Genomic DNA, 20,636 nt, shown 5'->3' on the forward strand with positions numbered 1-20,636 from the left:
ATGGTTTTCCGCGCCCGGGAGTCGAGTGTTTCGGACGGTGCGTCAGGGTGCCAAAAGTGCCTCAGGGAGTCGGATCAGGTGCCTCAGGGAGCCCGATCAGGGGCCGATGTTCTTGAGCGCCTCGCGCACGGACAGCGGCGCGAGCCTCCCCCGCTCCCGGGCGACGAAGTCCCGTACCGCCTGCGGGTCCGTCTTCGCGTACTCGCGCAGACACCAGCCGATGGCCTTGCGGATGAAGAAATCGGTGTGGCCTGACTGGCGGACGCAGTACCCGAAGAGGCGTTCCGTGTCGGTGGCGTCCTTGTAGCGGAGCTGGTGGAGCAGGGCAGTACGCGCGATCCAGAGGTCGCCGTCCTCGATCCACGCGTCCATGTCGGTCTTCAGCTTCGGATCGGCGGCCACCAGGCCTCCCACTACGTGGGAGGCGAGTGCGTCGACGGTGTCCCACCAGGGGACCGTGCCGACGAGGTGGCGCGCCACCGGCAGGAAGCCCGACGACAGCCGCTTCACATGGCGGCGCAAGTAGTCGACGGCGAAGTAGTGGTACTCGCGCTCGGGCAGCTCCCAGCAGCGCAGCGCGAGCGCCGTGCAGTCGGCCTCGTCGGGTCGGGCGGTGTCCTGGAGGACGGTCCGCGACAGGGCGCGGCGCTCGGGCGTGGTCAGCCCGAGGAAGGGCGCGACGTCCTTCATGTACGCGCGCATCGCCGCGGCCCGTTCCGAATCGGCGGCCGCGGCGTACGTGGCGGTGAGCCGATTCAGCACGGTGTCCGCGAGCGCGCTGTTCGGCACCTCGAACCGGGCACCTGACGTTCCGGAAGCTGTGACGCCCATGAGACGAACCATACGGCGATCACACACACAGGTCGGTTAGTGTCGCCGGATGCTCGATGCCACCACCCGCTCTGGGGGCACCGCCACGGCCACTCCCCAGGCCGCCGCCGCGGAGCTCGCCGTCGCCACGGACATGTCCGTCGCCGCGGAGCTCGCGGTCGCCGCACCCGCAGTCCTGACCGCCGCACGCAGCGGACTGACCGCCCGCTGCGCGAGAGCACTGCTCTCGCCCTGGTCTCGGTTCTCCCTGCTCCTGGTGCTGCTCGCGGCGGCCGCGTCGAGCGTGCTGCTCTTCGAACCGCAGCGGCTGCTCGCCGACGGCTGGCCGCCGCAGCTCGGGGGTGCCGCGGCGGCCGTCGCGTTCGCCGTGGCGTACGGGCTGTGCACGGTCGCGTTCGTGCCCCGGCCGCTGCTCAATCTGGCGGCGGGCGCCCTCTTCGGCTCACAACTGGGCCTGGGCACCGCGCTCGTGGGGACGGTGCTCGGCGCCGGTGTCGCCTTCGGGCTCGGCCGGCTCCTCGGGCAGGACGCGCTGCGCCCGCTGCTGCGCAACCGCTGGCTGAAGGCGGCGGACGGACAGCTCAGCAGGCACGGCTTCCGCTCGATGATGGTGGCCCGGCTGTTCCCCGGGGTGCCGTTCTGGGCCGCCAATTACTGCGCGGCCGTCTCTCGCATGGGCTGGCTGCCCTTCCTCCTCGCGACGGCGCTCGGCTCGATCCCGAACACCGCCGCGTACGCCGTCGCCGGCGCCCGGGCCTCGGCGCCGACATCGCCCGCCTTCCTGATCGCGATGGGCTTCATCGCCGTACCGGCCCTGGTCGGCGCGGTGGTGGCCTGGCGCAAGCGCCATCACCTGCGCGGTCACCAGTAGGCCCCCTCGGGGCTTACAGCCCTTCCAGCACCATCGCGTTGGCGAGTCCGCCCGCCTCGCACATCGTCTGCAGCGCGTAGCGGGCTCCGCGGGTCCGCATGGCGTGGACGAGGGTGGTCGTCAGGCGGGTTCCGCTCGCGCCGAGCGGGTGACCGATCGCGATCGCTCCACCGTGCACATTGACCTTGGAAAGGTCGGCGCCCGTCTCCTGCTGCCAGGCGAGGACGACGGCCGCGAAGGCCTCGTTCACCTCGAAGAGATCGATGTCGCCGAGGGCCAGCCCCGCCTTGCGCAGCACCTTCTCGGTGGCCGGGATGACGCCCGTGAGCATGAGCAGCGGGTCGGAGCCGGTGACGGCGAAGCTGTGCAGCCGGGCGATGGGCCGCAGGCCGAGGCGGGCCGCGGTCTCGCTGGACGTGATGAGCACGGCCGACGCGCCGTCGTTGATGGGGCTCGCGTTGCCCGCCGTGACGGACCAGTCGATCTGCGGGAAGCGTTCGCCGAAGGTGGGGTCGTAGTAGGCGGGCTTGAGCCCGCCGAGTATCTCCGTGGTGCTGGCGGGCCGGACGCACTCGTCACGGGTCACTCCCTCCAGGGGCGCGACCTCGGCGTCGAAGAGGCCGTTGTCCCAGGCCGCGGCAGCCTTCTGATGCGAACCGACCGCGAAGGTGTCCATCTGCTCGCGCGAGATGCCCCACTTGGCGGCGATGAGTTCGGCGCTGATGCCCTGCGGCACCAGGCCCTCGGGGTAGCGCTCGGCGACGCCGGGCCCGAAGGGGTCCTTGCCCGCCGGCACGTTCGACCACATCGGGACGCGGCTCATCGACTCCACACCGCAGGCGACGACCATGTCGTACGCGCCCGACATGACGCCCTGCGCGGCGAAGTGCACGGCCTGCTGCGAGGAGCCGCACTGGCGGTCCACCGTGGTCGCGGGCACCGTGTCGGGGAATCCCGCCGAGAGCACGGCGTACCGGGTGGTGTTCATGGCCTGCTCGCCGACCTGGTCGACGGTGCCGCCGATGACATCGTCGATCAGCGCCGGGTCGACCCCGGAGCGCTCGACGAGGGTGCGCAGCGTGTGGGCGAGGAGCTCCACGGGGTGGACATGGGCGAGGGAGCCGTTCGGCTTGCCCTTGCCGATGGGGGTGCGTACGGCTTCGACAATCACGGCGTCACGCATGGGATTCCTCTCAAGTCTCTGAGGTCAGGGAACCGGCGACCGAGTGAGTTCGCTCTTCAAACTCAATGAGTTTGCTTTCCAAACCCGCTAAGTGACTCGAGAGTAGCTCAGTGGGTTGGACAAACCAACCCACCCCCTAGACTGGTGGCATGAAGGACGCGCGACCCTGCTCGATCGCCGACACCCTCGCTCTCGTCGGCGAGAAGTACTCCCTGCTCGTACTGCGTGAGGTGTCCTTGGGCGCCACGCGGTTCGACCAGCTGGTCCGCAACATCGGCGCCCCGCGCGATGTGCTGACGGCTCGCCTCAAGCGGCTCGTCGACGCCGGCGTACTGGAAAAGGCCGAGTACAGCGACCGCCCCAAGCGCTACGAGTACCGGCCCACCCGGGCCGGTCTGGAACTGGTGCCGGTCCTGATGACGCTCATGGCGTGGGGCGACCGCCACCTCCGCGCCGACGGCGACCGCCCCATGGTGATCGAGCACATCTGCGGCCACGAACTCGTCCCGCAGGTCGCCTGCGCCGAGTGCGGCAAAGAGGTGCGGCAGGAAGACCTGACGGCGCACCCACAGGCCCCGGGCTGGACGGTGACGGGGCCCGCGGCGGCGTAGGGCCCCACAAGCGGCGGGCGGAAGTGCGGCTGATGTCCGCTAAACGGTCCCCGTGTAGACGTCGAGTCGCCCGCACATCCCGAACCGGCCGTACGCGGACGGTTGCTCGGCCCGTACGACGGCGTCGCCGAGGTGGGACGTGTCGCCCCGCTCCAGGCGGTCGAGCTGGTCCCCCGTGGCCGAGGCTGCAGCCTCGGCACCGCGCCGCCACCGCTCGCGCCACTCCGCGAGGCGGGGCCGCACCAGCGCGGCGGCGGCCCGGTGGAACGCGGCGAGCGGCTCGGGCCCGTCCGCGTCGCGCAGCGTCCGGTAGCCCTCCAGGGCGAGGTCGCGCCGGGCCCGGGCGGCCTGCGCCTGCTCCTCCTCGGTCGCGTCCGCCGGGATGACGGTCGCGGCCGCGTAGGTCTCGGGGTCGGTCAGATACTCCGGGGGCAGCGTGAGGACCGCGTCGCCCGCCTCCGGGAGACCGTTGTTCTGCATGAGGACGGTGATGCGCAGGTCGTCCTCGTTGACGAGCCGGTGAATCGTGCCGGGCGTGAACCACGCGACCGTGCCGGGCAGGAGCGGTGTGACCTCGTACCCCGTCGCCGTCAGTGTCTGTACTGATCCGCGCCCGCCGGTGACGACGTACGCCTCCGAACAGGTCAGGTGCAGATGGGGAGTTCCGCCGCGCACGCCGTCAGCCGCGGGCCAGTCGTAGACGCAGAGGTGCGAGACGGCGACGGCTCCCGGGAGTCCGGTGAAGCCGGGGATCACAGCGCTCACCAGGGATGCTCCTCCAGGTACTTGGCGACCTCCTCGCGCTCCCAGGCCCCCTCGGCGACGACCACTCGGTAGCGGCGGGTGAGCGTGTCCCCGGGCGCGAGCTCCAGTTCGTCGAAGAAGGCGAGCGACGGGGCGACGGCGGCGAAGGGTTCGTTGCGGACGAACCAGTGGGCCGGGTGGGCGCCTCGGGAGCCGGTGTGGTCGTTCTCGGGGGCGTGCGCGAAGACGAGGGTCGCGTGGCCGTCACAGCCGTCGTGCTCCCCCGAGTACGCGAGCCACGACGCCTGGCGCCCCATCAGCTCGGGTCCTTCGGAGTCGGGCCCGATGACCCGGCCGTCCCGGAAGGAGCGCGGGCCGCGCCAGAACAGGCCCGTGTAGCCCGCCATCTCCCGCCCGGCGGTGGTGGGACTGCCGAAGCGCAGCGGCTCGTCGCGGCGGTTGGTGACCGCACTGGTCCAGGTCAGCGCCCAGGAGCCCGCCCCGGGATCGACGTCGTGCACCTCGATGCGGCGCTCCTCGTCCGCCCACAGATCACCGTCGTACGGATGCCACGTGAGGCGCTCGGCGATGACCGCACGACCACCGTCCGAGGCCACCTCGTCGAACGTGATGTGCGTCATCGACCCGACGCGCTCCGGGAGTTCGAGATATCCCTTTCCGGGAACGTATGTGTTGCCGCCCCACAGGTTCTGGCCGGAGAGGTGCGAGGCCGTCATCTGGAGACCCTTGTGCCAGCGGTGGTCGTTGGGCCGGTAGTCCGTGACGACGTTGTCGGCCAGCGTCCTGAGCGGATGGAGATACGGCTTCGGGGACTCCCAGGCGGCCTCGGGCCGGTAGACGTAGCTCAACAGCTCCACGCCGCTGGTGACTTCACTGACGGTGATGCGCTCCCCGTGCGTGTGGATGAGGCGCAGGCCACCCTCCGAGGACGTGGTCACGCCGGCACCTCCTGGCCCAGGGACACCTCGGGAACCACAGGCGCCCAGCCGGGCGCGCCGCCGTGCAGAGCCGCGTAGTACGGATCCCCCGGGCCGATCTCCCCCGCGCGGACGGTCGTGTCCGTGAACGCGGACTTGTAGAGCGCGGTGATCAGCTCCAGGCTGGTCCGCCCGTCGGCGCCGCTGCTGCGCGGCCGCTCCCCGGCGCGCATGCTCGCGACCAGCTCCCGCAGCTGAGCGAGATGCGAACTCGGAACGTCCGCGCCGAAGTCCCGCCAGGCCGCGGCATCGGCGTCCGGCACATCCGGAGCCGGAGTGATGCGCCAGTTGTCGTTGCTGTGCCCGTACAGGTGCGTGAGCTCGACGGTCGCGCGTTCGCAGTCGATGCGGATGCGGCTCACCTCGTCGGGGCTCAGGACGCTGTTGACGACGGTGGCCATCGCGCCGCTCGCGAAGCGGACGAGGGCGGTCGAGACGTCCTCCGTCTCCACTTCGTGCACCAGGCGCCCCGCCATCGCCCGCACCTCGCTCCACGGCCCCAGCAGGTCGAGCAGCAGGTCCATCTGGTGGATGCCGTGCCCCATCGCGGGCCCGCCGCCCTCGGTCGCCCAGCGTCCGCGCCAGGGCACGGCATAGTAGCCGGCGTTGCGGTACCAAGTGGTCTGGCAGTGCGCGACCAGCGGACGGCCCATGGCCTTCTCGGCGATCAGACGCCGCACATGCCGGGCGCCCGAGCCGAAGCGGTGCTGGAAGACGATCGACGCGTACGGGCCCCCGTCCCTCCCCTCCTCCGCCTCGACGGCGTCGAAGTCGGCCAGCGTCGGGACGGGCGGCTTCTCGCACCACACCCAGGCGCCGGCGCGCAGCGCGGCGACGGTCTGCTCGCGATGCAGGGTCGGCGGGGTGCAGATGGCGACCAGGTCGGGCCGCTGCTCCTCGAGCATCCGGACCAGATCGGTGTACGCGTGCGGGATGCCCGCCTCGGCGCAGAACTCCCGGACCGGGCCCTCGGCGATGTCGACCGCGGCGACGATCTCCGTCTCGCCCTCCTCGGCGAGCCGCGCCAGCGCCGGGTAGTGGCTCCCGCGCGCGATGGCGCCGGCACCGATGAGGGCGGCCCGGATGCGGCGGCCCTCGAACGCGGCCGCGGGGCGGTTCGGGGAGGTCTCGGGGCTGGTTGCGGTGCGGGTTGTGCTCATGTACGTGATCAGCGCTCCATCGGACGTGACGTCAGACGTTGGCCAACGCATGATGACACCGAGCGGACCTGGCGGCAGCAAGCGCTTTCTCTCCTGCTGCAACGTATGCGGCGGTCCAGCGGCCGGTCAACACCTTGGTCACACCATGGACAGCGTGGCGTGCACACCGGGCATGGCGGCCTCGCTCACACCCTGCGCACGGTTGCCGCGCGCACCGGGCATGGCGGCCTCGGTCACACCCTGCGCACGGTTGCCGCGCGCACCGGGGCACGGCCGCCCGCGTACCGCTGCGAAACCCCTGTGGCCGGGCTGTCACAGACGGACGCTACGCTGCCCTCGACACCCGTGATCACCCGAACGGCGGCACGGCGTGCCCGTCGCCCCTCCCACCATCGGCACTTGGACCACGTAACTTCATGTCTTGGTTTGAATCCCTCATCCTCGGACTCGTCCAGGGGCTGACCGAGTTCCTTCCCGTCTCCTCCAGCGCCCATCTGCGTCTGACCGCGGCGTTCGCGAGCTGGGACGACCCGGGCGCGGCCTTCACCGCGATCACCCAGCTCGGCACGGAGGCCGCGGTCCTGATCTACTTCCGCAAGGACGTGGGACGGATTCTCGCGGCATGGTTCCGCTCCCTCACGAACAAGGCGATGCGACGGGACCACGACGCGCAGATGGGGTGGCTGGTGATCGTCGGCTCCATACCGATCGGTGTGCTCGGGGTGACGCTCAAGGACCAGATCGAGGGGCCCTTCCGCGATCTTCGGGTCACCGCGACGATGCTGATCGTGATGGGTGTGGTCATCGGTATCGCCGACCGGCTCGCGGCACGCGACGAGACGGGCGGGAAGCACCGGGCGGCCAAGCAGCGCAAGACGCTTGAGGACCTGAACGCCAAGGACGGCCTGCTGTACGGCCTCTGCCAGGCGATGGCACTGGTCCCCGGAGTCTCCCGGTCCGGCGCGACCATCAGCGGCGGCCTGTTCATGGGGTACACCCGCGAGGCGGCGGCCCGTTACTCCTTCCTCCTCGCCATGCCGGCCGTCCTCGCCTCCGGCACCTTCGAGCTCAAGGACGCCGCCGAGGAGGGGCACATCTCCTGGGGCCCGACGATCTTCGCCACGGTGATCGCGTTCGCGGTCGGCTACGCCGTCATCGCGTGGTTCATGAAGTTCATCTCGCACAAGAGCTTCATGCCGTTCGTCTGGTACCGGATCGCGCTCGGCATCGTCATCATCGCGCTGGTGGCGACGGGCGGACTGAGCCCGCACGCGGCGGAGTCGTCGGGCTGACGGCTCACACCCCAGGCGCCCCCGGCTCCTCTGCCGTCCTGGGCAGGGCAAGCGCCCAGGGTTCCTCCTCGATCCGCGCCCCGGTGGCGACGTACGCGATCGTCCGGTACCAGCCCGCGAGGACCAGCAGCTCCAGGACCTCCTGTTCGTCGAGATGCTCGCGCAGTCCGCTCCACACCGCGTCGCTCACGCGCGCGGTGGCGTGCAGTTCGTCGGCGGCGCGGAGCAGAGCTGTCTGCCGGGGGGACCAGGCCGGGTCTTCGGGTGCGCCGGTCGCGGTGAGGGTGACCTGTTCCGGGGTGAGACCGGCCGTCTCCGCGTACGTCGCCATGTGGACGCCCCACTCGTACGCGCACCCGGAGCGGGCGGTGACGCGGGCGATCACCAACTCGCGGTCGGCGTCGCCCAGTCGGCCGTGCACAAGGAGGCCCGCGCCCAACGCCCGCATGCGCGAGGCCAGTTCGGGGTGGCGCTCCAGGACCCTGAACAGCATCAGGGGCTCATGCGCGACGCCGGGCGGCATCCACCGGTGCAACGCGCGGTCGGTCTCGGGCTCGTAGGGCGGCGCGACGCCGTCGATGCGCTGTTCCATGTCCCTCAGCCTTGCGCTTCGGAAATCGAAGCGCAAGAGTGAGATGAGCACTTCCGCCGAGGCGTCGGCCACTCCCGGTGAGACGGTCGGCAACTCCAACCGAGGCATCTGCAGCTGCCGCCCAAACGTCAGCCGCTACCCCCAGACGTCAGCAACTCCTACCGACAGGTAGTCACTTGGGCACGACACCCGAACCGGATCGCACCACCGCCGACATCACGATGGCGGGCACCCCCACCCCCGGCCGCCCGGTGCGCGGTTCGGCCACCGGCCGTCCCGTCATGGCGGCCCTGGACCTCCTCGGCCGACGCTGGACGCTGCGGGTGATCTGGGAACTCCACCGCAGCGGCGCCCCGATCGGCTTCCGCGACCTCCAGCGCCGCTGCGACGACATGTCCTCCAGCGTCCTGTCCACCCGCCTCAGGGAACTCCGAGAGGCGGGCATCGCCGCGCCGACAGCCCAGTCGGCCTGGCATCTCACCCCGCTCGGCGAGGACTTGGTGACCGCGATGGGGCCCCTGCTGGAGTGGTCCCGCGCCTGGGCCGAGCGAGAGTGAGCGCGGGGCCCGGACCGGGACAGCAGCGCACGAACGGCGCCTCGACGGCCCCCCGAAAGTCCAGCGACAGCAGGCCTCCGGCCTGGCCATACTCCCCTCCATGGCCTTGACCCAGCAGTTCGCCCGCGCCTGTCCGCTGTACCTGGCGCAGTGTCGCGAGTCGGCCCTGGACTCGCCCGGTGCCGCCCCAGGTTGGGCGGGGCCTCCTTTGGTACTGCCGCAGGACGTCCGCCCATCCTCATCTGGTCGATGTGCTCGAGCGGGCGTTGTCCGGCGACCCCGGAGGCGACATCGGCTTCCTCGACCACGACGAGGTGTACGACCGCATCACCGACCCGCCCGGTCTGCTGGCTCCCGCCGCGGTCGACGAGATCACCCGCGCCCTCGTCGACGTGGACATCGACCACGTCCTCGCGGACCTGCCGGAGTCTGCGGAAGCCGCGGCCTCCGTCGTCGGTTTCGAAGGGTTTCGCGGCGACGTACGGGCGTACCTGGTCGAGCACTTCCTCGCACTGTGCGCCTTCTTCCGCGGCGCACAACTGCGCGGTCAGTGCGTGGTCGTCTGGATCGACTGAGCCCGGCCGACGCGGTGCTCGGTGGACAGCGCGTCGGATTGCCCGCCCGCCGTGACGAAGCACATACGGCATGAGTAGCCGCCCGGTAGCGCACTGTCAGTCCTTGCCCCTAGGCTTGTGCGCATGTCCCCCGATTTCACTCCCTCTGGTTCCGTGCGGTCTGCTGCCGCGTTAAACGAGCAGATCCGCGCCCTGTGGATGCGCGCGGGCGGCTCGCTGTCCGCCCAGGAGCGGGCGGAGTACGAACTGCTGGTCGTGAAGTGGGCAGAAGCGATACGGGGAGAGGTCGTCGAGGCGGCATGAGCGCCGCGGAGTGAGTGCCGACCGGGCCTGACCGCCGACCGGTCGAAGCCGGCGCATCTGCACGGCAGCCGGGCAGTTGAGGCCGATGCATCTCCACGACAGCCGGCCGGCCGAAGCCGGCGCGTCTTCATGGAAGTCGGCCGGCCGAAGCCGGCACGTCCCACCGACAGCCCGCCAGTTGAGGCCGGCACACCCGCGCTTGGGCCGCCAGCCGCCGAGCGGCGCCCCGTCACCGCCCCCGGACACCCGAAGCACAGCCTCCGTCGTGTACGACGAGTCGGCGACATCAACCACGTGATAGCGGCGGCGATTTCCTCGGCCTGGCCGAGGCGGCGGAGCGGAACCGAGGCGGCGGCACGCCCGGCGCGGCCCGGGCCGCCCGGCTCAAAACCCCTCCCGCCTCCCAAGCAAACGATCTACCCTGCTGCTCAATGCCTTGAGCCGGGGCGGATGGCTCGGACGAAGCTTCTGAGCCGGCGGGGACCTGCTCGCGCTCAACAATCAAACGGGTGGGGAAAACAGTGGTTCGCCAATCACGGGTCGGCATGGCCGTTGCCATGCTCATGACCTTCTTTCCGCTCCCCGCATGCGGGTCCGGGCAGGGCCCCCGGGAGGGCGCAGCGGCGGAAGAGACCAGGACGGCTGGTGCACAGGCCAAACCGTTGAGCAAGGCGGACCTGGAGCGGGCGACGATCACGGACACGGATCTCGGCGGCTACGAAGTCAATCGGATCCTGGCTGCTCCCTCCGCGTCTCACAGAACGGCGGATCCTGCCGAATGCACGCCCGTGGTTCAGGCACTGGGCGGAAGCAGCGGCTTCACAGCCACCGCACGCACCGGCCGGATGATTTCCTCGAAGCAGCACGGCCCCGGGGCATCCATGATCCTGTCGTCACACAGCGCCGGGGATGCCGCGCGGGTGATCGACGCATTCCGCACGGCCGCCAAGCGGTGCGAGACCTTCAAAGACATCCGGGCGGACTTCCGCTACGGCGATGCCGAACTCCAGCCCGACCCCGGCTACGGCGATGAATCCGTATCCCTGCGGCTCACACAGCTCGCGGCGGACAGCGAGGACGAGGAGCCCATCCGGGTTCCGTTCGCGGTGGTGGCCGTTCGGCAAGGGACGACGGTCGCCATGTTCTACGAGTTCAACCTCCCCGCAGGGCCAAGGGGCAAGGATCCCGCCGTCGTACCGGAAGCGATCATCAGGGCACAACTGAACAAGCTCAGCAAGCTGACGGTTTCCAAGTGACCGCGGTCGAGCACTGGCCTGGAGCTTCGCGGCGTACGACAGGGAGACCCATGTCAAGCAGTGTTCACAGCCCTTTCGGCGAAGCACGCGTGTCGCCCTCCATCACCCCCACTGACGTCCGTTAGGCTCGCGCCGCCACACAGGTTCCGATCTTCACGGAGGGCAGGACGGCGGGGATCAATCGCGAGCGCGTCGTCAGAACGCTGACGTTCTGGCTGCGTCCAGCCTTCGCATTGCGGGTCCTCAACCGGTTTCAGAAGATCGCGGGTTTCGACCGCTCGATGGCCCTGGCCTCCAGCGCTCTGACCGCACTGATCCCCCTCGCGATCCTCAGCGGCGAGGTCCTGAGCACCTTCGTGCACTACGACGCCGCGGAGCGGATCATCAGGCGCTACAGCCTCACCGGAGCAGGCGCCGAGGCGGTCAACTCCCTCTTCTCCCCCGCCGAGAACACGAGTGCGACCGTGGGCATCTTCGGGGTCGTGTTCCTGACGATCTCGGCGCTGAGCTTCGCGCGAGCCTCGCAGCGGCTCTTCGAACAGACATGGGAACTCAAGCCCCTCAGCGTGCGCAACACGCGCAACGGCTTGTGGTGGATCCTCACCCTCGGTGGCTACGCAGTGGTCACCGGGTGGCTCTCCGCGGTTCTCGACGGGGGTGGGCCAGGCCTGGCGGCGTCGGTGTGCAAGGTACCGGTGACCGCCGTGTTCCTCGTCTGGACCGGCTGGATCCTGTCGGCGAAGCGGATCATCTGGCCCGACCTGATCCCATTCGGCGTCACCGCGGCCGTTCTGACGGCAGCCTATTCGGTGGGCGCAACCATTTACCTGCCGCGTCTTTTCAACTCCTCCGCCTCACGGTACGGGGTCGTCGGCGCCGTCTTCGCGATGATCTCGGCCCTCTTCGGAGCCATGCTCGTCATCGTCGCATCGGCGGCACTGGGACGAGAAGTACGAGACGAGCTCAGCCGGATCCGTCAGGGCCACCGCCCTTCCGACCATGAGGTCCGGCGACAGTGGGACAGCCTGGTCGAGCAGACACGGTCACGCTGGCGCACGGCACGGGAACAGGTCTCTCACCATCGGATCAAGGACTCGGACCAGTGACTCGTTCACAGACCCTTCTGGCTCTGTCAGAGGTCACAACCCAATAGCCGGGTATCCCACGGGACGTCGACATGAGCACCCCGCAGTCACAGCAGGACGGCGCGACAGACGCCGCCAAAGAGCCCACCATGGATATGAAGTCCGTGGTCACCGTCATCCCGGTCGCCGACCTGGTCCTCGACATCGAACCGAGCCCGCGCCGAACTGATCAGCAAGGGTGTTGAGGTGAGCGAGGTCTTTCACCACGTCTACGACGCCGACGACCGAGAACGGGTGGATGGCACCGTTCCTGGGTGTCGCAGCTACGCCGCATTCGCCTCGTTCAGCGACTCAGACGGCAATGGACGGCTGCCGCAAGAGGTCCAGGTGCGACAACCCGGAGGGTGAAAGGTCCCGTACGGCCAAGGAGGTTTCACCATGGACGTCCCCACGTTGACAGAACTTCTGCGTGAGACCGAGGAGCACCACGGCCCGTACGAGGCGACAGCTCCCGAGCACCACTGGGCGGATTGGTATGCCGCGTACATCGTCGCCCGTGAGCACGGCCGGACTCCCGACGAGGCTGCCGACGACGCCGCGCTTCACATGGAAGCACTGCGGCGTTGAAGGGCGTCTAGGACGTCGTCGTCATCGGTGGAGGGCCTCCGGGCAGGCGTGATCACGCCGGCGCGGGCGGATCCGTGGCCAATTCGTCCGCGTGCTCGCCCGTGACCAGGTAGACCACGCGGCGGGCCACCGAGACGGCATGGTCGGCGAAACGCTCGTAATACCGGCCGACCAACGTGACGTCCACGGCTGTTTCCACGCCGTGCAGCCACCGGTCGTCCATCAGGTGCTCAAAGATCATGCGGTGCAGCTCGTCCATACGGTCGTCGTCCTTCTCCAGCCGCAGCGCGGCGTCGACGTCCTGGGTGATGAGCACTTCGGCGGCCTGCGCCATCAGACGCTGCGCAAGCTGGCCCATCTCCAAAATGGTGCGCCGCAGATCGCGCGGGACCGCACGTTCGGGATAGCGAAGCCGGGCCAGTTTGGCCACGTGCTGGGCCAGATCACCACAGCGCTCCAGATCCGCGCTCATACGCAGCGAGGTGACCACGATGCGCAGATCCGTGGCGACCGGTTGCTGCCGCGCCAGCACCGCGATCGCCCGGTTCTCCAAATCCCGTTGCAGATCATCGACCTTTTCATCGGCCGAGATCACACTCTCCGCGAGCCGCAGATCCGCATCCATCAGAGCGCTGGTGGCCCGGCCCATGGCAGAACCGACCAGGTGCGCCATCTCCACCAGCCCGTCACTGATCGACGCCAGCTCCTCGTGATAAGCCGACCGCATTGGGTCCTCACCCTTCAGTCCTACCGCAGCCAGTCTCCGCCCAGTGTCAGCCTCATGTGGCCCGCCGGAACTGCCGTCTCGGGTCCCGTCAAGTCGGCGCCTCCTTCGGTGCCTGTGACGTCCGCTCGGCCCAGACGGTCTTTCCCTGCTCCCAGTAGCGGGTACCCCACTGGTCCGCGAGGCTCACGACGTTCATGAGCACGTCACCGTCGGGCATTCGAAAACACCTCCGCTTTCATCCCCCGGCCCGCTTGCCCGGAGCGCTACACCGATCGGCGCAGGGCGCCTCTGCACCAATTCAAGCGCGCGGCAGTCCACCGGCAACCCGACCGGCTTCCGCCAAGCCCTGCGTGGTGGAGGGGCACATCGACGGGTCGGCGGCCAGAGCCCAGGGTCGCCCGACACCTCGGATCGTTCACGGGCGACAGCGCCCACCGGGCGACCCCGTCGAGGCCGCCGAATATCAGCCGCCGAATATCACCGCACGGCCCTTGGCGTGGCACGCTCCGTGGCCAACACTGAGCCGATGACGCAGCGTGTGGAGCTCGCGACCGTGATGGACCGGTTCGCCGTGGATGGACTTGTCACCGACTACGCGGTGGCGGTGGACGACGGCGACTGGGAGGCGTACCGGGCGCTGTTCGCGCCGGACGGGCGCGCGGACTATCGCTCGGCCGGTGGCATCGAGGGGGACGCCGACCAGGTGGCGGGATGGCTCGCCCAGAGCATGGAGCTGTTCCCGATGCGCCAGCATTTGATCGTCAACCGGCGCGTCCGGTTCGGGATTCTCGAGCAGGACACGGGCGATACGGCCCGGGTCCAGGCGGACTACATCAATCCGATGCGGTTCGCGGGACACGACGGCGGATCCACCGCGCCCGACTTCGTGTGCGGCGGCCGCTACGCCTTCGGGCTGCTGCGTACGGTCGACGGCTGGCGGCTGCGCCACGTGGCCGTCCAGGAGAAGTGGCGCCGCACCCCGCAGACACTTCAGGAACCGGCGGCCACCTGAGCGGACCCGCTGCCCCGTGGCGCCCGCCACAAAAGCGGGCCCCTGCCCCACGGCACCCGCCACAAAAGCGGGCCCCTGCCCCACGGCACCCGCCACCTATGCGGGCCCGGCCCACGACACCTGCCACCAGAGCGGCCCCCTTGCCGACCACACTCACCACCAGAGCGGACCCGCCGATGCCCCCTGTCGGAGATCGTCCCCGACGCGCACACTGGAGGCACGCACCTGGGGAGGGAGGCGCTGCATGAAGAGGCCCGACCAATGGCTCGCCTCTCCTTGGCGGCGCGGGATCATCGCCGCGCTGGCGGGCGCGCTGCCCGTGTTCGCCTTTCCCGCCCCGTCCTGGTGGTGGTTCGCGTACATCGCGCTCGTTCCCTGGATCCTGCTGGCCCGCTCGGCCCCGACCGGCAGGCGGGCCGCGTACGACGGCTGGCTCGGCGGGCTGGGCTTCATGCTCGCCGTGCACCACTGGCTGCTGCCCAGCCTGCATGTGTTCACGGTGGTCATAGCGGCCCTGCTCGGTGCGCTGTGGGCCCCGTGGGGCTGGCTCGTCCGGCGGTTCCTCTCCGGGGTGCCCTCGGCGGGACGGATCGGCGCCGCTCTCGTCGTGCTGCCGTCGGGGTGGCTGGTGGTCGAACTGGCCCGGTCCTGGCAGGGCTTGGGCGGCCCGTGGGGCCTGCTCGGGTCGAGCCAGTGGCAGGTGGAGCCCGCGCTGCGGCTGGCCTCGGTCGGCGGGGTGTGGCTGCTCAGCTTCCTGGTGGTGGCGGTCAATGTCGCCGTCGCCGTACTGGTCGCGGTGCGCGAGTCCCGTATGCCCGCCTTGGCAGGACTGCTCGCGACGGCCGCCGCGACCTCGGCGGCGTGGGTGTGGTCGCCGCGCCCCGATGTGGACGGCCGGGTCCGGATCGCCGTCGTACAGCCCGGGATCGTCGAAGGCATGGGCAGCCCGGCCAAGCGGTTCGCGCGCGAGGAGGCGCTCACCCGTACGCTCGCCGGGCAGAACGTCGACCTGGTCGTCTGGGGTGAGAGCAGCGTCGGCTTCGATCTGGCCGGCCGCCCCGACCTGGCCAACCGGATCGCCGCGCTCTCCCGGCTCACCGGCGCCGACATCCTGGTGAACGTCGACGCGCGCCGCTCCGACCGGCCCGGCATCTACAAGAGTTCGGTCCTGGTGGGACCGCAGGGCCCGACCGGCGACCGCTACGACAAGATGCGGCTCGTGCCCTTCGGCGAGTACATACCCGCGCGCTCCCTGCTCGGCTGGGCGACCTCGGTGGGCAAGGCGGCGGGCGAGGACCGCAGGCGCGGCTCCGAGCAGGTGGTGATGAACGTGGGGCACGGGCTGCGCATCGGGCCCATGGTCTGCTTCGAGACGGCCTTCCCCGACATGAGCCGCCATCTCGCCCAGGACGGAGCCGGAGTGCTCCTCGCGCAGTCGTCGACATCGACTTTTCAGAAGAGCTGGGCACCCGAGCAGCACGCCTCCCTCGCCGCGCTGCGGGCCGCCGAGACCGGCCGCCCGATGGTGCACGCGACACTGACCGGCGTCTCCGCCGTCTACGGCCCGAGCGGTGAGCGCATCGGCTCCTGGCTCGGCACGGACGCGAGCACGACGATGGTGTACGAGGTGCCGCTGGCCCGGGGTGTCACGCCGTACGTCAGGTTCGGCGACTGGCCGGTGCACGCGGCCCTGCTGGTGTTGGCGGCGCTGTGCGCGACGGAAGGCGCCCGCGCGTTCAGAGCGCGGCGGCACGCTCCTGAACCGCACGTACCACCCGCTCGCACAGTTCATGAGTCGCGAGCGCGTCCCGCGCGCTGAGCACCTTGCCCGCACGCACCGCGTCGAGGAAGGCGATCGCCACCTGCTCGATACCGCGCTGCCGGGCCACCGGCACCCAGTCCCCGCGCCGCCGTACGGTCGGCTGCCCCTTGTGGTCGATCACCTCGGCGAGGTTGACCACCTGACGCTTGGTGTCCTGGCCCGAGACCTCGAGGATCTCCTCGTTCGAGCCGCTGAGCCGGTTCATCACGCCGAGCGCCGTGAAGCCGTCCCCGGCCAGTTGCAGCACGATGTGGTGCATCAGCCCGTTCTCGACGCGGGCCCGCACGGTCACGTCGTCGACCGGCCCCGGCACCAGGAACCGCAGGGTGTCGACGACATGGATGAAGTCGTCGAGGACCATCGTGCGCGGCGCCTCGGGCAGACCTATGCGGTTCTTCTGCATCAGGATCAGCTCACGCGGGTGATCGGCGCACTGCGCGTAGGCGGGCGCGTAACGCCGGTTGAAGCCGACGGCGAGACTGACGTTCCGTTCCTCCGCGAGCCGCACGAGCCGCTCGGAGTCGGCGAGTTCGTACGCGAGCGGCTTGTCGACGTACGTCGGTACGCCCGCCTCCAGCAGGCGGGTGACGATCTCGGGATGCGCGACGGTGGCGGCGTGCACGAACGCCGCGTCGAGATCCTGCGCGAGGAGCTCCGACAGGTCGGTGTGTCGCTGCGTCTCGGGAAGGTGAAGGCTGTCGGCGACCTGTCCGAGCGTCGCGGGCGTCCGCGTCTGCAGATGCAGCTCGACCCCCGGCTGGACGCCGAGCACCGGCAGATAGGCCTTCTGCGCGATGTCGCCGAGTCCGATACAGCCGACTTTCACAACAGCCCGCCTCTCGATGGTGCGCCGGTGACCGAGGCCGACCTGCTCTTCTGCCGGGGGTCCGGGGGGAGTCCCCCGGGAAGACACAGCACAGGGGTCTCCTCAAAGGGTGCGTTGCGGGTTCCTGACCTCGGGGGAAGCATACGGCTGCCCGGGCGGCCGCCAGTCGGCGATGCCGTCGAAGCTCCGCAGGAACAACGCGGGTCCGGCCTTGGACACCGCGGCGATCACGGTGTTGCGTACGGCGATGCCGGCGCGGTTGCTCATCATGTTGAGCCGGGCCACCTGGACGGCCTTCCGTACGATGGCGGTCGTACGGGGCTTGCGGTCCGCCGTGTAAGCGGCCAGGTCCGTCCCCTCCGGGCGCGCGTGATGGGCGAGCACGATCGCGTCCTCGATGGCCTGGTTGCCACCCTGCCCGAGGGTCGGCGGCATGGCGTGCGCGGCGTCGCCGAGCAGGGCGACCCGTCCGCCGTGGAAGGCGGGCAGCGGCTCGGCGATGTGGTGGACGTCGTGGCGCAGTACGTCCGCGGGGCCGGCCGCGTCGATCACGGCAGGGATCGGTTGGTGCCAGTCGCCGAACCGGCGCAGGAGCTCCTGCTTCTCGTCGTCGTCCGCTCGCTCCCCGGCGGGGGCCAAGGCCGCGCCGTACGCGTAGACCCTGCCGTCCTTGAGCGGTTGCGTCCCCCAGATCCGGCCCCTGCCCCAGGTCTCGTGTGCGGCGAAGCGCAGCTCCGGTGCCGGGATGACGATGCGCCACGTGGTGAAGCCCGAGTAGACGGGCCCGGGGTGCCGCGGGAAGAGCGCCTGCCGTAGGACGGAGTGGATGCCGTCGGCGCCGACTACCAGCTCGGCCTCCAGATGGCCGTCCGGGGTGCGGACCAGGGCGGGGCGCGTGCCGTTGCCGGGGTCGACCAGGGTCGCGGAGGCCGCCGTGCGCACGGTGCCCTCGGGGAGGCGGGCGGCCAGCCGGTCGATGAGTGCGGCCCGGTACAGGACCACGAGCGGGCCGCCGAAGCGGTCGGCGAGGGCGGCGGCGCTGGTGCGGGACACCCAGCGGCCGTCCGGGGTGCGCATCCCGCCGTCGCCCTGCCAGGCGGCGAGCTCCCGCATCTCGTCGCCCACCCCGATCACGTCGAGCGCGCGCAGGGCATTGGGGGCGAGGGAGATGCCGGCGCCGACCGGGGCGAGCGAGGGGGAGCGTTCCAGGACGGTGACCCGCCAGCCGCGCCGGTGCAGCGCCACCGCCGAGGTGAGACCTCCGATGCCGCCTCCCACGACGACGGCACGGGGTGCCGGGGCGTGCACCTGCGACTGCGCCTCCGCCTGTTGTGCCATGACTCCTCCTCGTCCCCCAAGGGGTCACCGTGGGCGTGCGACGACCGAACCCACTCCGGCTGCCACACATGTCCGAACCCACCTCGGTCACTACAGCTGTAGTAACCGGCCATCTCGACCGTACTACACATGTAGTGCTACGGGTAGGTTGACCCCATGCCCGTACGCAGCGCCGGTGCGTCCCGCGCCGAACTCATCGCCGACACCGCCCTCGACCTGCTCGCCGAGCGCGGTATGCGTGGTCTCACCCACCGCGCGGTCGACGAGGCGGCGGGACTCCCCCAGGGTTCGACCTCGAACCAGGCGCGTACCCGGCTCGCCCTGCTGGAGACCGCCGTACGCAGGCTCGCGGAGCGCGAGGCACAGGTGCTGACGCCCGACGAGATGCCGGATCCACGGGGCGGGCTCGACGGGCTGGCCGACGGGCTCGCGCTCGCCCTGCACCGGTATCTGACGCGCCATCGCGAACTGCTCGTCGCCCGCTATGAGCTGGCCCTGGAGGCCACCCGGCGGCCGGAGTTGCGGGAGTTCTTCGACGCGGCGGGGCAGCGCTTCCGGGATCCGCTGAACGCGCTGGTCACGGCGGCGGGGTCACGCGATCCCGCCCGGCATGTCCTGTCGCTGGTCGCGTGGTGCGACGGGCTGATGTTCTCGTGCGTGGCCGGTTCGTTCCACGACTCCGTGCCGAGCGTCGACGAACTGCGGGAAAGCTTCCGAGAGCTGTTGAGGGGGATGCTGACGCCATGACGACGGAGCGGACCGAACCCGTCACGAACGCCGATGAGCGGTCCGTGCAGGTGAGGCACGCACCACGGCGCCGGCGAGTTGGTGAGGCACGCGCCACGGTGACTGCGGAGGTCGAGACACTCGGTGCCGGGTCATCCTGCTGACGGCGACACCCACCGCAGGAGCGGAAGGATCACCCATGTGGAGCAACCTCCGCTTGTCCGCTCCCCAACGAAGGCCTGACCCAGCAGAGTTGAGCGGGTGCATCGAACGACGACGACCGCAGCGCTCCTGGCCACCGTGGCTGTCACCGCCCTCGCCGGCTGTGTGACCGTCCAGCGATCGCCCGCCTCCGGCCGGCCACCTGCGCCGTCCCGGCCCGACGCGTCACGTCCGGACGGCAAGGCCGAGCCGCAGATCGTGCAGGCACCGGCGCGGGAGGCGCTGGAGCTCGTCGGGCCGTCCCGCAAGCCCTCACCGAGCGCGGCGACACCGCGCCGTACGGCTCCCGCGCCGCCTGCCGCGGCACCGGCGATCCCCCCACGCCGCCCCCGTCCCGCCCCGCGTCCCGAGCCACGGCGGCCCGAGCCCCGCGTCGCCGTCCCGCCCGCAGCCCCCGATGTGCCGCAGAACACGGACGTGTGTGCCCTGGGCAGGAAGTACGGGGGCTGGCAGGCGGACAGCCCGGAGGCGACCATCTGCAAGGGGGCATACGGGCAATGACGGGGGCGGCGCCCTTCATCAGCAGGTGCGTGGCCGCAAGGACGCGCCACGGGTGCCGACGTGCGACCGGTTCCTCCACGGATCGGAGGCAGCCGGGACGCGCACGCTAGGGCCGCTGTCTCGGCGGCCCCAGCGTCTCGCCTCCGGGCCCGCCGAGGCGGTCGGGTCCGCTGTCCTCCCCCGATGGCCCGGCGCCGTCGAGCCGCAGCTCCAGACGGCCGATCGCGGCACGGACACCGTGCCCGTAACTGTCGTCCCCGAGGGCGCCGACCGCGCCGCGGGCCCGGCGCAGATGGGTCCGGGCGGCCTCGGAGCGGCCGAGTTTCACATAGTCGGCGGCCAGGTTCAGATGCAGCGACGGGTAGAACGCGCGCACCGCGAGCGACTGGTGGTGCTCGGCGACCCGCCCGTCGCTGAGCTCCTCGGCCGCCGACAATGCCCGTAGGTCCCAGGCGAGTTCGTCCGAGGGATCGTCCTGCGTGTCGGCCATGTAGTGCGCCAGCGTGCAGCGGTGCAGGGCGTCGCCGTCCTCGCCGATCTCCGCCCACAGGTCCAGGAAGCGGCCCCGTGCCTCCTCGCGATCACCGCCGTGGTGCAGCATGACGACCTGCCCGATCCGGGTCATCATGGCGTCCGGCGCCGCCTGCTCCTGTTGCTCCGCCACCGCGTCCTCCAGGCTCGTCGCTGTCCCTCACGACGCTAGCCCGAGGCACCGACAATCACGCTCAGGCGCCCCCGTGCACCGCTGGGCCAGGCCGGTGACGGTCCGGCCCAGCG

25 protein-coding genes and 1 pseudogene are annotated in these 20,636 nt (G+C 70.6%); 14 read left to right on the forward strand and 12 right to left on the reverse strand.

Features of this window, described 5'->3' with window-relative positions; all coding sequences use genetic code 11:
• Window positions 1–96 precede the first annotated feature (96 nt).
• A complete protein-coding gene (locus AB5J53_RS08765; protein ID WP_369245051.1) occupies window positions 97–831 on the reverse strand; it encodes a DNA alkylation repair protein in 735 nt (244 codons plus the stop codon).
• Window positions 832–880: 49 nt separating this feature from the next.
• Here AB5J53_RS08765 and AB5J53_RS08770 point away from each other — a divergent pair, with 49 nt between their 5' ends.
• Window positions 881–1,702, forward strand: a complete 822-nt coding sequence (locus tag AB5J53_RS08770) for a TVP38/TMEM64 family protein (protein ID WP_369245052.1) — start codon at window positions 881–883, stop codon at window positions 1,700–1,702.
• A gap of 13 nt (window positions 1,703–1,715) precedes the next feature.
• Here the strand turns inward: AB5J53_RS08770 and AB5J53_RS08775 are convergent, their stop codons facing one another.
• Window positions 1,716–2,885, reverse strand: a complete 1,170-nt coding sequence (locus AB5J53_RS08775) for an acetyl-CoA C-acyltransferase (RefSeq protein ID WP_369245053.1) — start codon at window positions 2,883–2,885, stop codon at window positions 1,716–1,718.
• Between the two features lie 149 nt (window positions 2,886–3,034).
• Between AB5J53_RS08775 and AB5J53_RS08780 the strand changes: the two genes are divergently transcribed.
• Window positions 3,035–3,496 carry a winged helix-turn-helix transcriptional regulator gene (locus AB5J53_RS08780; protein ID WP_369245054.1) on the forward strand — a complete coding sequence of 154 codons (462 nt, stop codon included), beginning with the start codon at window positions 3,035–3,037 and terminating at the stop codon, window positions 3,494–3,496.
• Window positions 3,497–3,535: 39 nt separating this feature from the next.
• Here AB5J53_RS08780 and AB5J53_RS08785 read toward each other — a convergent pair whose 3' ends face one another.
• Genes AB5J53_RS08785 through AB5J53_RS08795 form a run of 3 tightly spaced genes read right to left on the reverse strand, consistent with a single transcriptional unit; the run spans window position 3,536 to window position 6,398 of the window.
• Complete coding sequence (locus AB5J53_RS08785; protein WP_369252120.1) at window positions 3,536–4,249, reverse strand: cupin domain-containing protein; 714 nt, start codon at window positions 4,247–4,249, stop codon at window positions 3,536–3,538.
• 8 nt (window positions 4,250–4,257) lie between these two features.
• Window positions 4,258–5,199, reverse strand: a complete 942-nt coding sequence (locus AB5J53_RS08790; protein ID WP_369245055.1) for a PmoA family protein — start codon at window positions 5,197–5,199, stop codon at window positions 4,258–4,260.
• Window positions 5,196–6,398, reverse strand: coding sequence for a Gfo/Idh/MocA family protein (locus tag AB5J53_RS08795; RefSeq protein ID WP_369245056.1), 1,203 nt, complete (start codon window positions 6,396–6,398; stop codon window positions 5,196–5,198). The genes AB5J53_RS08790 and AB5J53_RS08795 overlap by 4 nt, the downstream gene beginning before the upstream one ends.
• A gap of 416 nt (window positions 6,399–6,814) precedes the next feature.
• Between AB5J53_RS08795 and AB5J53_RS08800 the strand changes: the two genes are divergently transcribed.
• Window positions 6,815–7,690 carry an undecaprenyl-diphosphate phosphatase gene (locus AB5J53_RS08800; RefSeq protein WP_369245057.1) on the forward strand — a complete coding sequence of 292 codons (876 nt, stop codon included), beginning with the start codon at window positions 6,815–6,817 and terminating at the stop codon, window positions 7,688–7,690.
• A 4-nt stretch (window positions 7,691–7,694) separates the two neighbouring features.
• Here the strand turns inward: AB5J53_RS08800 and AB5J53_RS08805 are convergent, their stop codons facing one another.
• Window positions 7,695–8,282 (reverse strand): carboxymuconolactone decarboxylase family protein, encoded by a 588-nt coding sequence (locus AB5J53_RS08805; protein ID WP_369245058.1) that lies wholly within the window; start codon window positions 8,280–8,282, stop codon window positions 7,695–7,697.
• 221 nt (window positions 8,283–8,503) lie between these two features.
• Here AB5J53_RS08805 and AB5J53_RS08810 point away from each other — a divergent pair, with 221 nt between their 5' ends.
• The 3 genes from AB5J53_RS08810 (at window position 8,504) to AB5J53_RS08820 (ending at window position 9,717) form a co-directional block, all read left to right on the forward strand.
• Window positions 8,504–8,839: a winged helix-turn-helix transcriptional regulator gene (locus tag AB5J53_RS08810; RefSeq protein ID WP_369252122.1), complete on the forward strand. Its 336-nt coding sequence runs from the start codon at window positions 8,504–8,506 to the stop codon at window positions 8,837–8,839.
• A gap of 179 nt (window positions 8,840–9,018) precedes the next feature.
• Window positions 9,019–9,414 carry a DUF1877 domain-containing protein gene (locus AB5J53_RS08815; protein ID WP_369245059.1) on the forward strand — a complete coding sequence of 132 codons (396 nt, stop codon included), beginning with the start codon at window positions 9,019–9,021 and terminating at the stop codon, window positions 9,412–9,414.
• Window positions 9,415–9,537: 123 nt separating this feature from the next.
• On the forward strand, window positions 9,538–9,717 hold the full coding sequence (locus AB5J53_RS08820; protein ID WP_369245060.1) for a hypothetical protein: 180 nt from the start codon (window positions 9,538–9,540) through the stop codon (window positions 9,715–9,717).
• Window positions 9,718–9,951: 234 nt separating this feature from the next.
• Here AB5J53_RS08820 and AB5J53_RS08825 read toward each other — a convergent pair.
• A pseudogene (locus tag AB5J53_RS08825) lies at window positions 9,952–10,085 on the reverse strand (SDR family oxidoreductase); the annotation flags it as partial.
• Between the two features lie 141 nt (window positions 10,086–10,226).
• On the opposite strand from AB5J53_RS08825, the gene AB5J53_RS08830 reads away from it, so the two are divergent.
• The 4 genes from AB5J53_RS08830 to AB5J53_RS08845 all read left to right on the forward strand — a co-directional run bounded on the left by AB5J53_RS08830 (window position 10,227) and on the right by AB5J53_RS08845 (window position 12,685).
• Window positions 10,227–10,973 (forward strand): hypothetical protein, encoded by a 747-nt coding sequence (locus tag AB5J53_RS08830; protein ID WP_369245061.1) that lies wholly within the window; start codon window positions 10,227–10,229, stop codon window positions 10,971–10,973.
• A 281-nt stretch (window positions 10,974–11,254) separates the two neighbouring features.
• Window positions 11,255–12,079 (forward strand): hypothetical protein, encoded by an 825-nt coding sequence (locus AB5J53_RS08835; protein ID WP_369245062.1) that lies wholly within the window; start codon window positions 11,255–11,257, stop codon window positions 12,077–12,079.
• A 71-nt stretch (window positions 12,080–12,150) separates the two neighbouring features.
• Window positions 12,151–12,303 carry a hypothetical protein gene (locus AB5J53_RS08840; RefSeq protein ID WP_369245063.1) on the forward strand — a complete coding sequence of 51 codons (153 nt, stop codon included), beginning with the start codon at window positions 12,151–12,153 and terminating at the stop codon, window positions 12,301–12,303.
• A 193-nt stretch (window positions 12,304–12,496) separates the two neighbouring features.
• Window positions 12,497–12,685 carry a bleomycin resistance protein gene (locus AB5J53_RS08845; protein ID WP_369245064.1) on the forward strand — a complete coding sequence of 63 codons (189 nt, stop codon included), beginning with the start codon at window positions 12,497–12,499 and terminating at the stop codon, window positions 12,683–12,685.
• A gap of 52 nt (window positions 12,686–12,737) precedes the next feature.
• Here AB5J53_RS08845 and phoU read toward each other — a convergent pair whose 3' ends face one another.
• The gene (gene phoU, locus AB5J53_RS08850) at window positions 12,738–13,412 is read right to left on the reverse strand and encodes a phosphate signaling complex protein PhoU (RefSeq protein WP_369245065.1); all 675 of its coding nucleotides are present in this window, start codon (window positions 13,410–13,412) and stop codon (window positions 12,738–12,740) included.
• Window positions 13,413–13,500: 88 nt separating this feature from the next.
• Window positions 13,501–13,629, reverse strand: coding sequence for a hypothetical protein (locus AB5J53_RS08855; protein WP_369245066.1), 129 nt, complete (start codon window positions 13,627–13,629; stop codon window positions 13,501–13,503).
• 309 nt (window positions 13,630–13,938) lie between these two features.
• On the opposite strand from AB5J53_RS08855, the gene AB5J53_RS08860 reads away from it, so the two are divergent.
• Together AB5J53_RS08860 and lnt are read left to right on the forward strand one after the other, a co-directional pair.
• Window positions 13,939–14,424 carry a nuclear transport factor 2 family protein gene (locus AB5J53_RS08860; protein ID WP_369245067.1) on the forward strand — a complete coding sequence of 162 codons (486 nt, stop codon included), beginning with the start codon at window positions 13,939–13,941 and terminating at the stop codon, window positions 14,422–14,424.
• Window positions 14,425–14,668: 244 nt separating this feature from the next.
• On the forward strand, window positions 14,669–16,243 hold the full coding sequence (lnt, locus tag AB5J53_RS08865; RefSeq protein WP_369245068.1) for an apolipoprotein N-acyltransferase: 1,575 nt from the start codon (window positions 14,669–14,671) through the stop codon (window positions 16,241–16,243).
• Here the strand turns inward: lnt and AB5J53_RS08870 are convergent.
• Both AB5J53_RS08870 and AB5J53_RS08875 read right to left on the reverse strand, forming a co-directional pair.
• The gene (locus tag AB5J53_RS08870; protein WP_369245069.1) at window positions 16,161–17,072 is read right to left on the reverse strand and encodes a Gfo/Idh/MocA family protein; all 912 of its coding nucleotides are present in this window, start codon (window positions 17,070–17,072) and stop codon (window positions 16,161–16,163) included. The two genes, lnt and AB5J53_RS08870, sit on opposite strands and share 83 nt — an antisense overlap.
• Window positions 17,073–17,174: 102 nt before the next feature.
• Complete coding sequence (locus AB5J53_RS08875) at window positions 17,175–18,410, reverse strand: FAD-dependent oxidoreductase (protein WP_369245070.1); 1,236 nt, start codon at window positions 18,408–18,410, stop codon at window positions 17,175–17,177.
• A gap of 156 nt (window positions 18,411–18,566) precedes the next feature.
• On the opposite strand from AB5J53_RS08875, the gene AB5J53_RS08880 reads away from it, so the two are divergent.
• Both AB5J53_RS08880 and AB5J53_RS08885 read left to right on the forward strand, forming a co-directional pair.
• Window positions 18,567–19,157, forward strand: a complete 591-nt coding sequence (locus AB5J53_RS08880; protein WP_369245071.1) for a TetR/AcrR family transcriptional regulator — start codon at window positions 18,567–18,569, stop codon at window positions 19,155–19,157.
• Between the two features lie 240 nt (window positions 19,158–19,397).
• A complete protein-coding gene (locus tag AB5J53_RS08885) occupies window positions 19,398–19,859 on the forward strand; it encodes a hypothetical protein (protein ID WP_369245072.1) in 462 nt (153 codons plus the stop codon).
• A gap of 106 nt (window positions 19,860–19,965) precedes the next feature.
• Here AB5J53_RS08885 and AB5J53_RS08890 read toward each other — a convergent pair whose 3' ends face one another.
• Window positions 19,966–20,523, reverse strand: coding sequence for a hypothetical protein (locus tag AB5J53_RS08890; protein ID WP_369245073.1), 558 nt, complete (start codon window positions 20,521–20,523; stop codon window positions 19,966–19,968).
• Between the last annotated feature and the right edge of the window lie 113 nt (window positions 20,524–20,636).

Source organism: Streptomyces sp. R41, assembly GCF_041053055.1.
Lineage (GTDB): Bacteria > Actinomycetota > Actinomycetes > Streptomycetales > Streptomycetaceae > Streptomyces.

Coding starts and splice junctions, on each gene's coding strand:
- AB5J53_RS08765 (WP_369245051.1), bottom strand. CDS start 831: ATGGGCGTCACAGCTTCCGGAACGTCAGGTGCCCGGTTCGAGGTGCCG.
- AB5J53_RS08770 (WP_369245052.1), top strand. CDS start 881: ATGCTCGATGCCACCACCCGCTCTGGGGGCACCGCCACGGCCACTCCC.
- AB5J53_RS08775 (WP_369245053.1), bottom strand. CDS start 2,885: ATGCGTGACGCCGTGATTGTCGAAGCCGTACGCACCCCCATCGGCAAG.
- AB5J53_RS08780 (WP_369245054.1), top strand. CDS start 3,035: ATGAAGGACGCGCGACCCTGCTCGATCGCCGACACCCTCGCTCTCGTC.
- AB5J53_RS08795 (WP_369245056.1), bottom strand. CDS start 6,398: ATGAGCACAACCCGCACCGCAACCAGCCCCGAGACCTCCCCGAACCGC.
- AB5J53_RS08800 (WP_369245057.1), top strand. CDS start 6,815: ATGTCTTGGTTTGAATCCCTCATCCTCGGACTCGTCCAGGGGCTGACC.
- AB5J53_RS08805 (WP_369245058.1), bottom strand. CDS start 8,282: ATGGAACAGCGCATCGACGGCGTCGCGCCGCCCTACGAGCCCGAGACC.
- AB5J53_RS08810 (WP_369252122.1), top strand. CDS start 8,504: ATGGCGGGCACCCCCACCCCCGGCCGCCCGGTGCGCGGTTCGGCCACC.
- AB5J53_RS08820 (WP_369245060.1), top strand. CDS start 9,538: ATGTCCCCCGATTTCACTCCCTCTGGTTCCGTGCGGTCTGCTGCCGCG.
- AB5J53_RS08835 (WP_369245062.1), top strand. CDS start 11,255: ATGGCCCTGGCCTCCAGCGCTCTGACCGCACTGATCCCCCTCGCGATC.
- AB5J53_RS08840 (WP_369245063.1), top strand. CDS start 12,151: ATGAGCACCCCGCAGTCACAGCAGGACGGCGCGACAGACGCCGCCAAA.
- AB5J53_RS08845 (WP_369245064.1), top strand. CDS start 12,497: ATGGACGTCCCCACGTTGACAGAACTTCTGCGTGAGACCGAGGAGCAC.
- phoU (WP_369245065.1), bottom strand. CDS start 13,412: ATGCGGTCGGCTTATCACGAGGAGCTGGCGTCGATCAGTGACGGGCTG.
- AB5J53_RS08855 (WP_369245066.1), bottom strand. CDS start 13,629: ATGCCCGACGGTGACGTGCTCATGAACGTCGTGAGCCTCGCGGACCAG.
- AB5J53_RS08860 (WP_369245067.1), top strand. CDS start 13,939: ATGACGCAGCGTGTGGAGCTCGCGACCGTGATGGACCGGTTCGCCGTG.
- lnt (WP_369245068.1), top strand. CDS start 14,669: ATGAAGAGGCCCGACCAATGGCTCGCCTCTCCTTGGCGGCGCGGGATC.
- AB5J53_RS08875 (WP_369245070.1), bottom strand. CDS start 18,410: ATGGCACAACAGGCGGAGGCGCAGTCGCAGGTGCACGCCCCGGCACCC.
- AB5J53_RS08880 (WP_369245071.1), top strand. CDS start 18,567: ATGCCCGTACGCAGCGCCGGTGCGTCCCGCGCCGAACTCATCGCCGAC.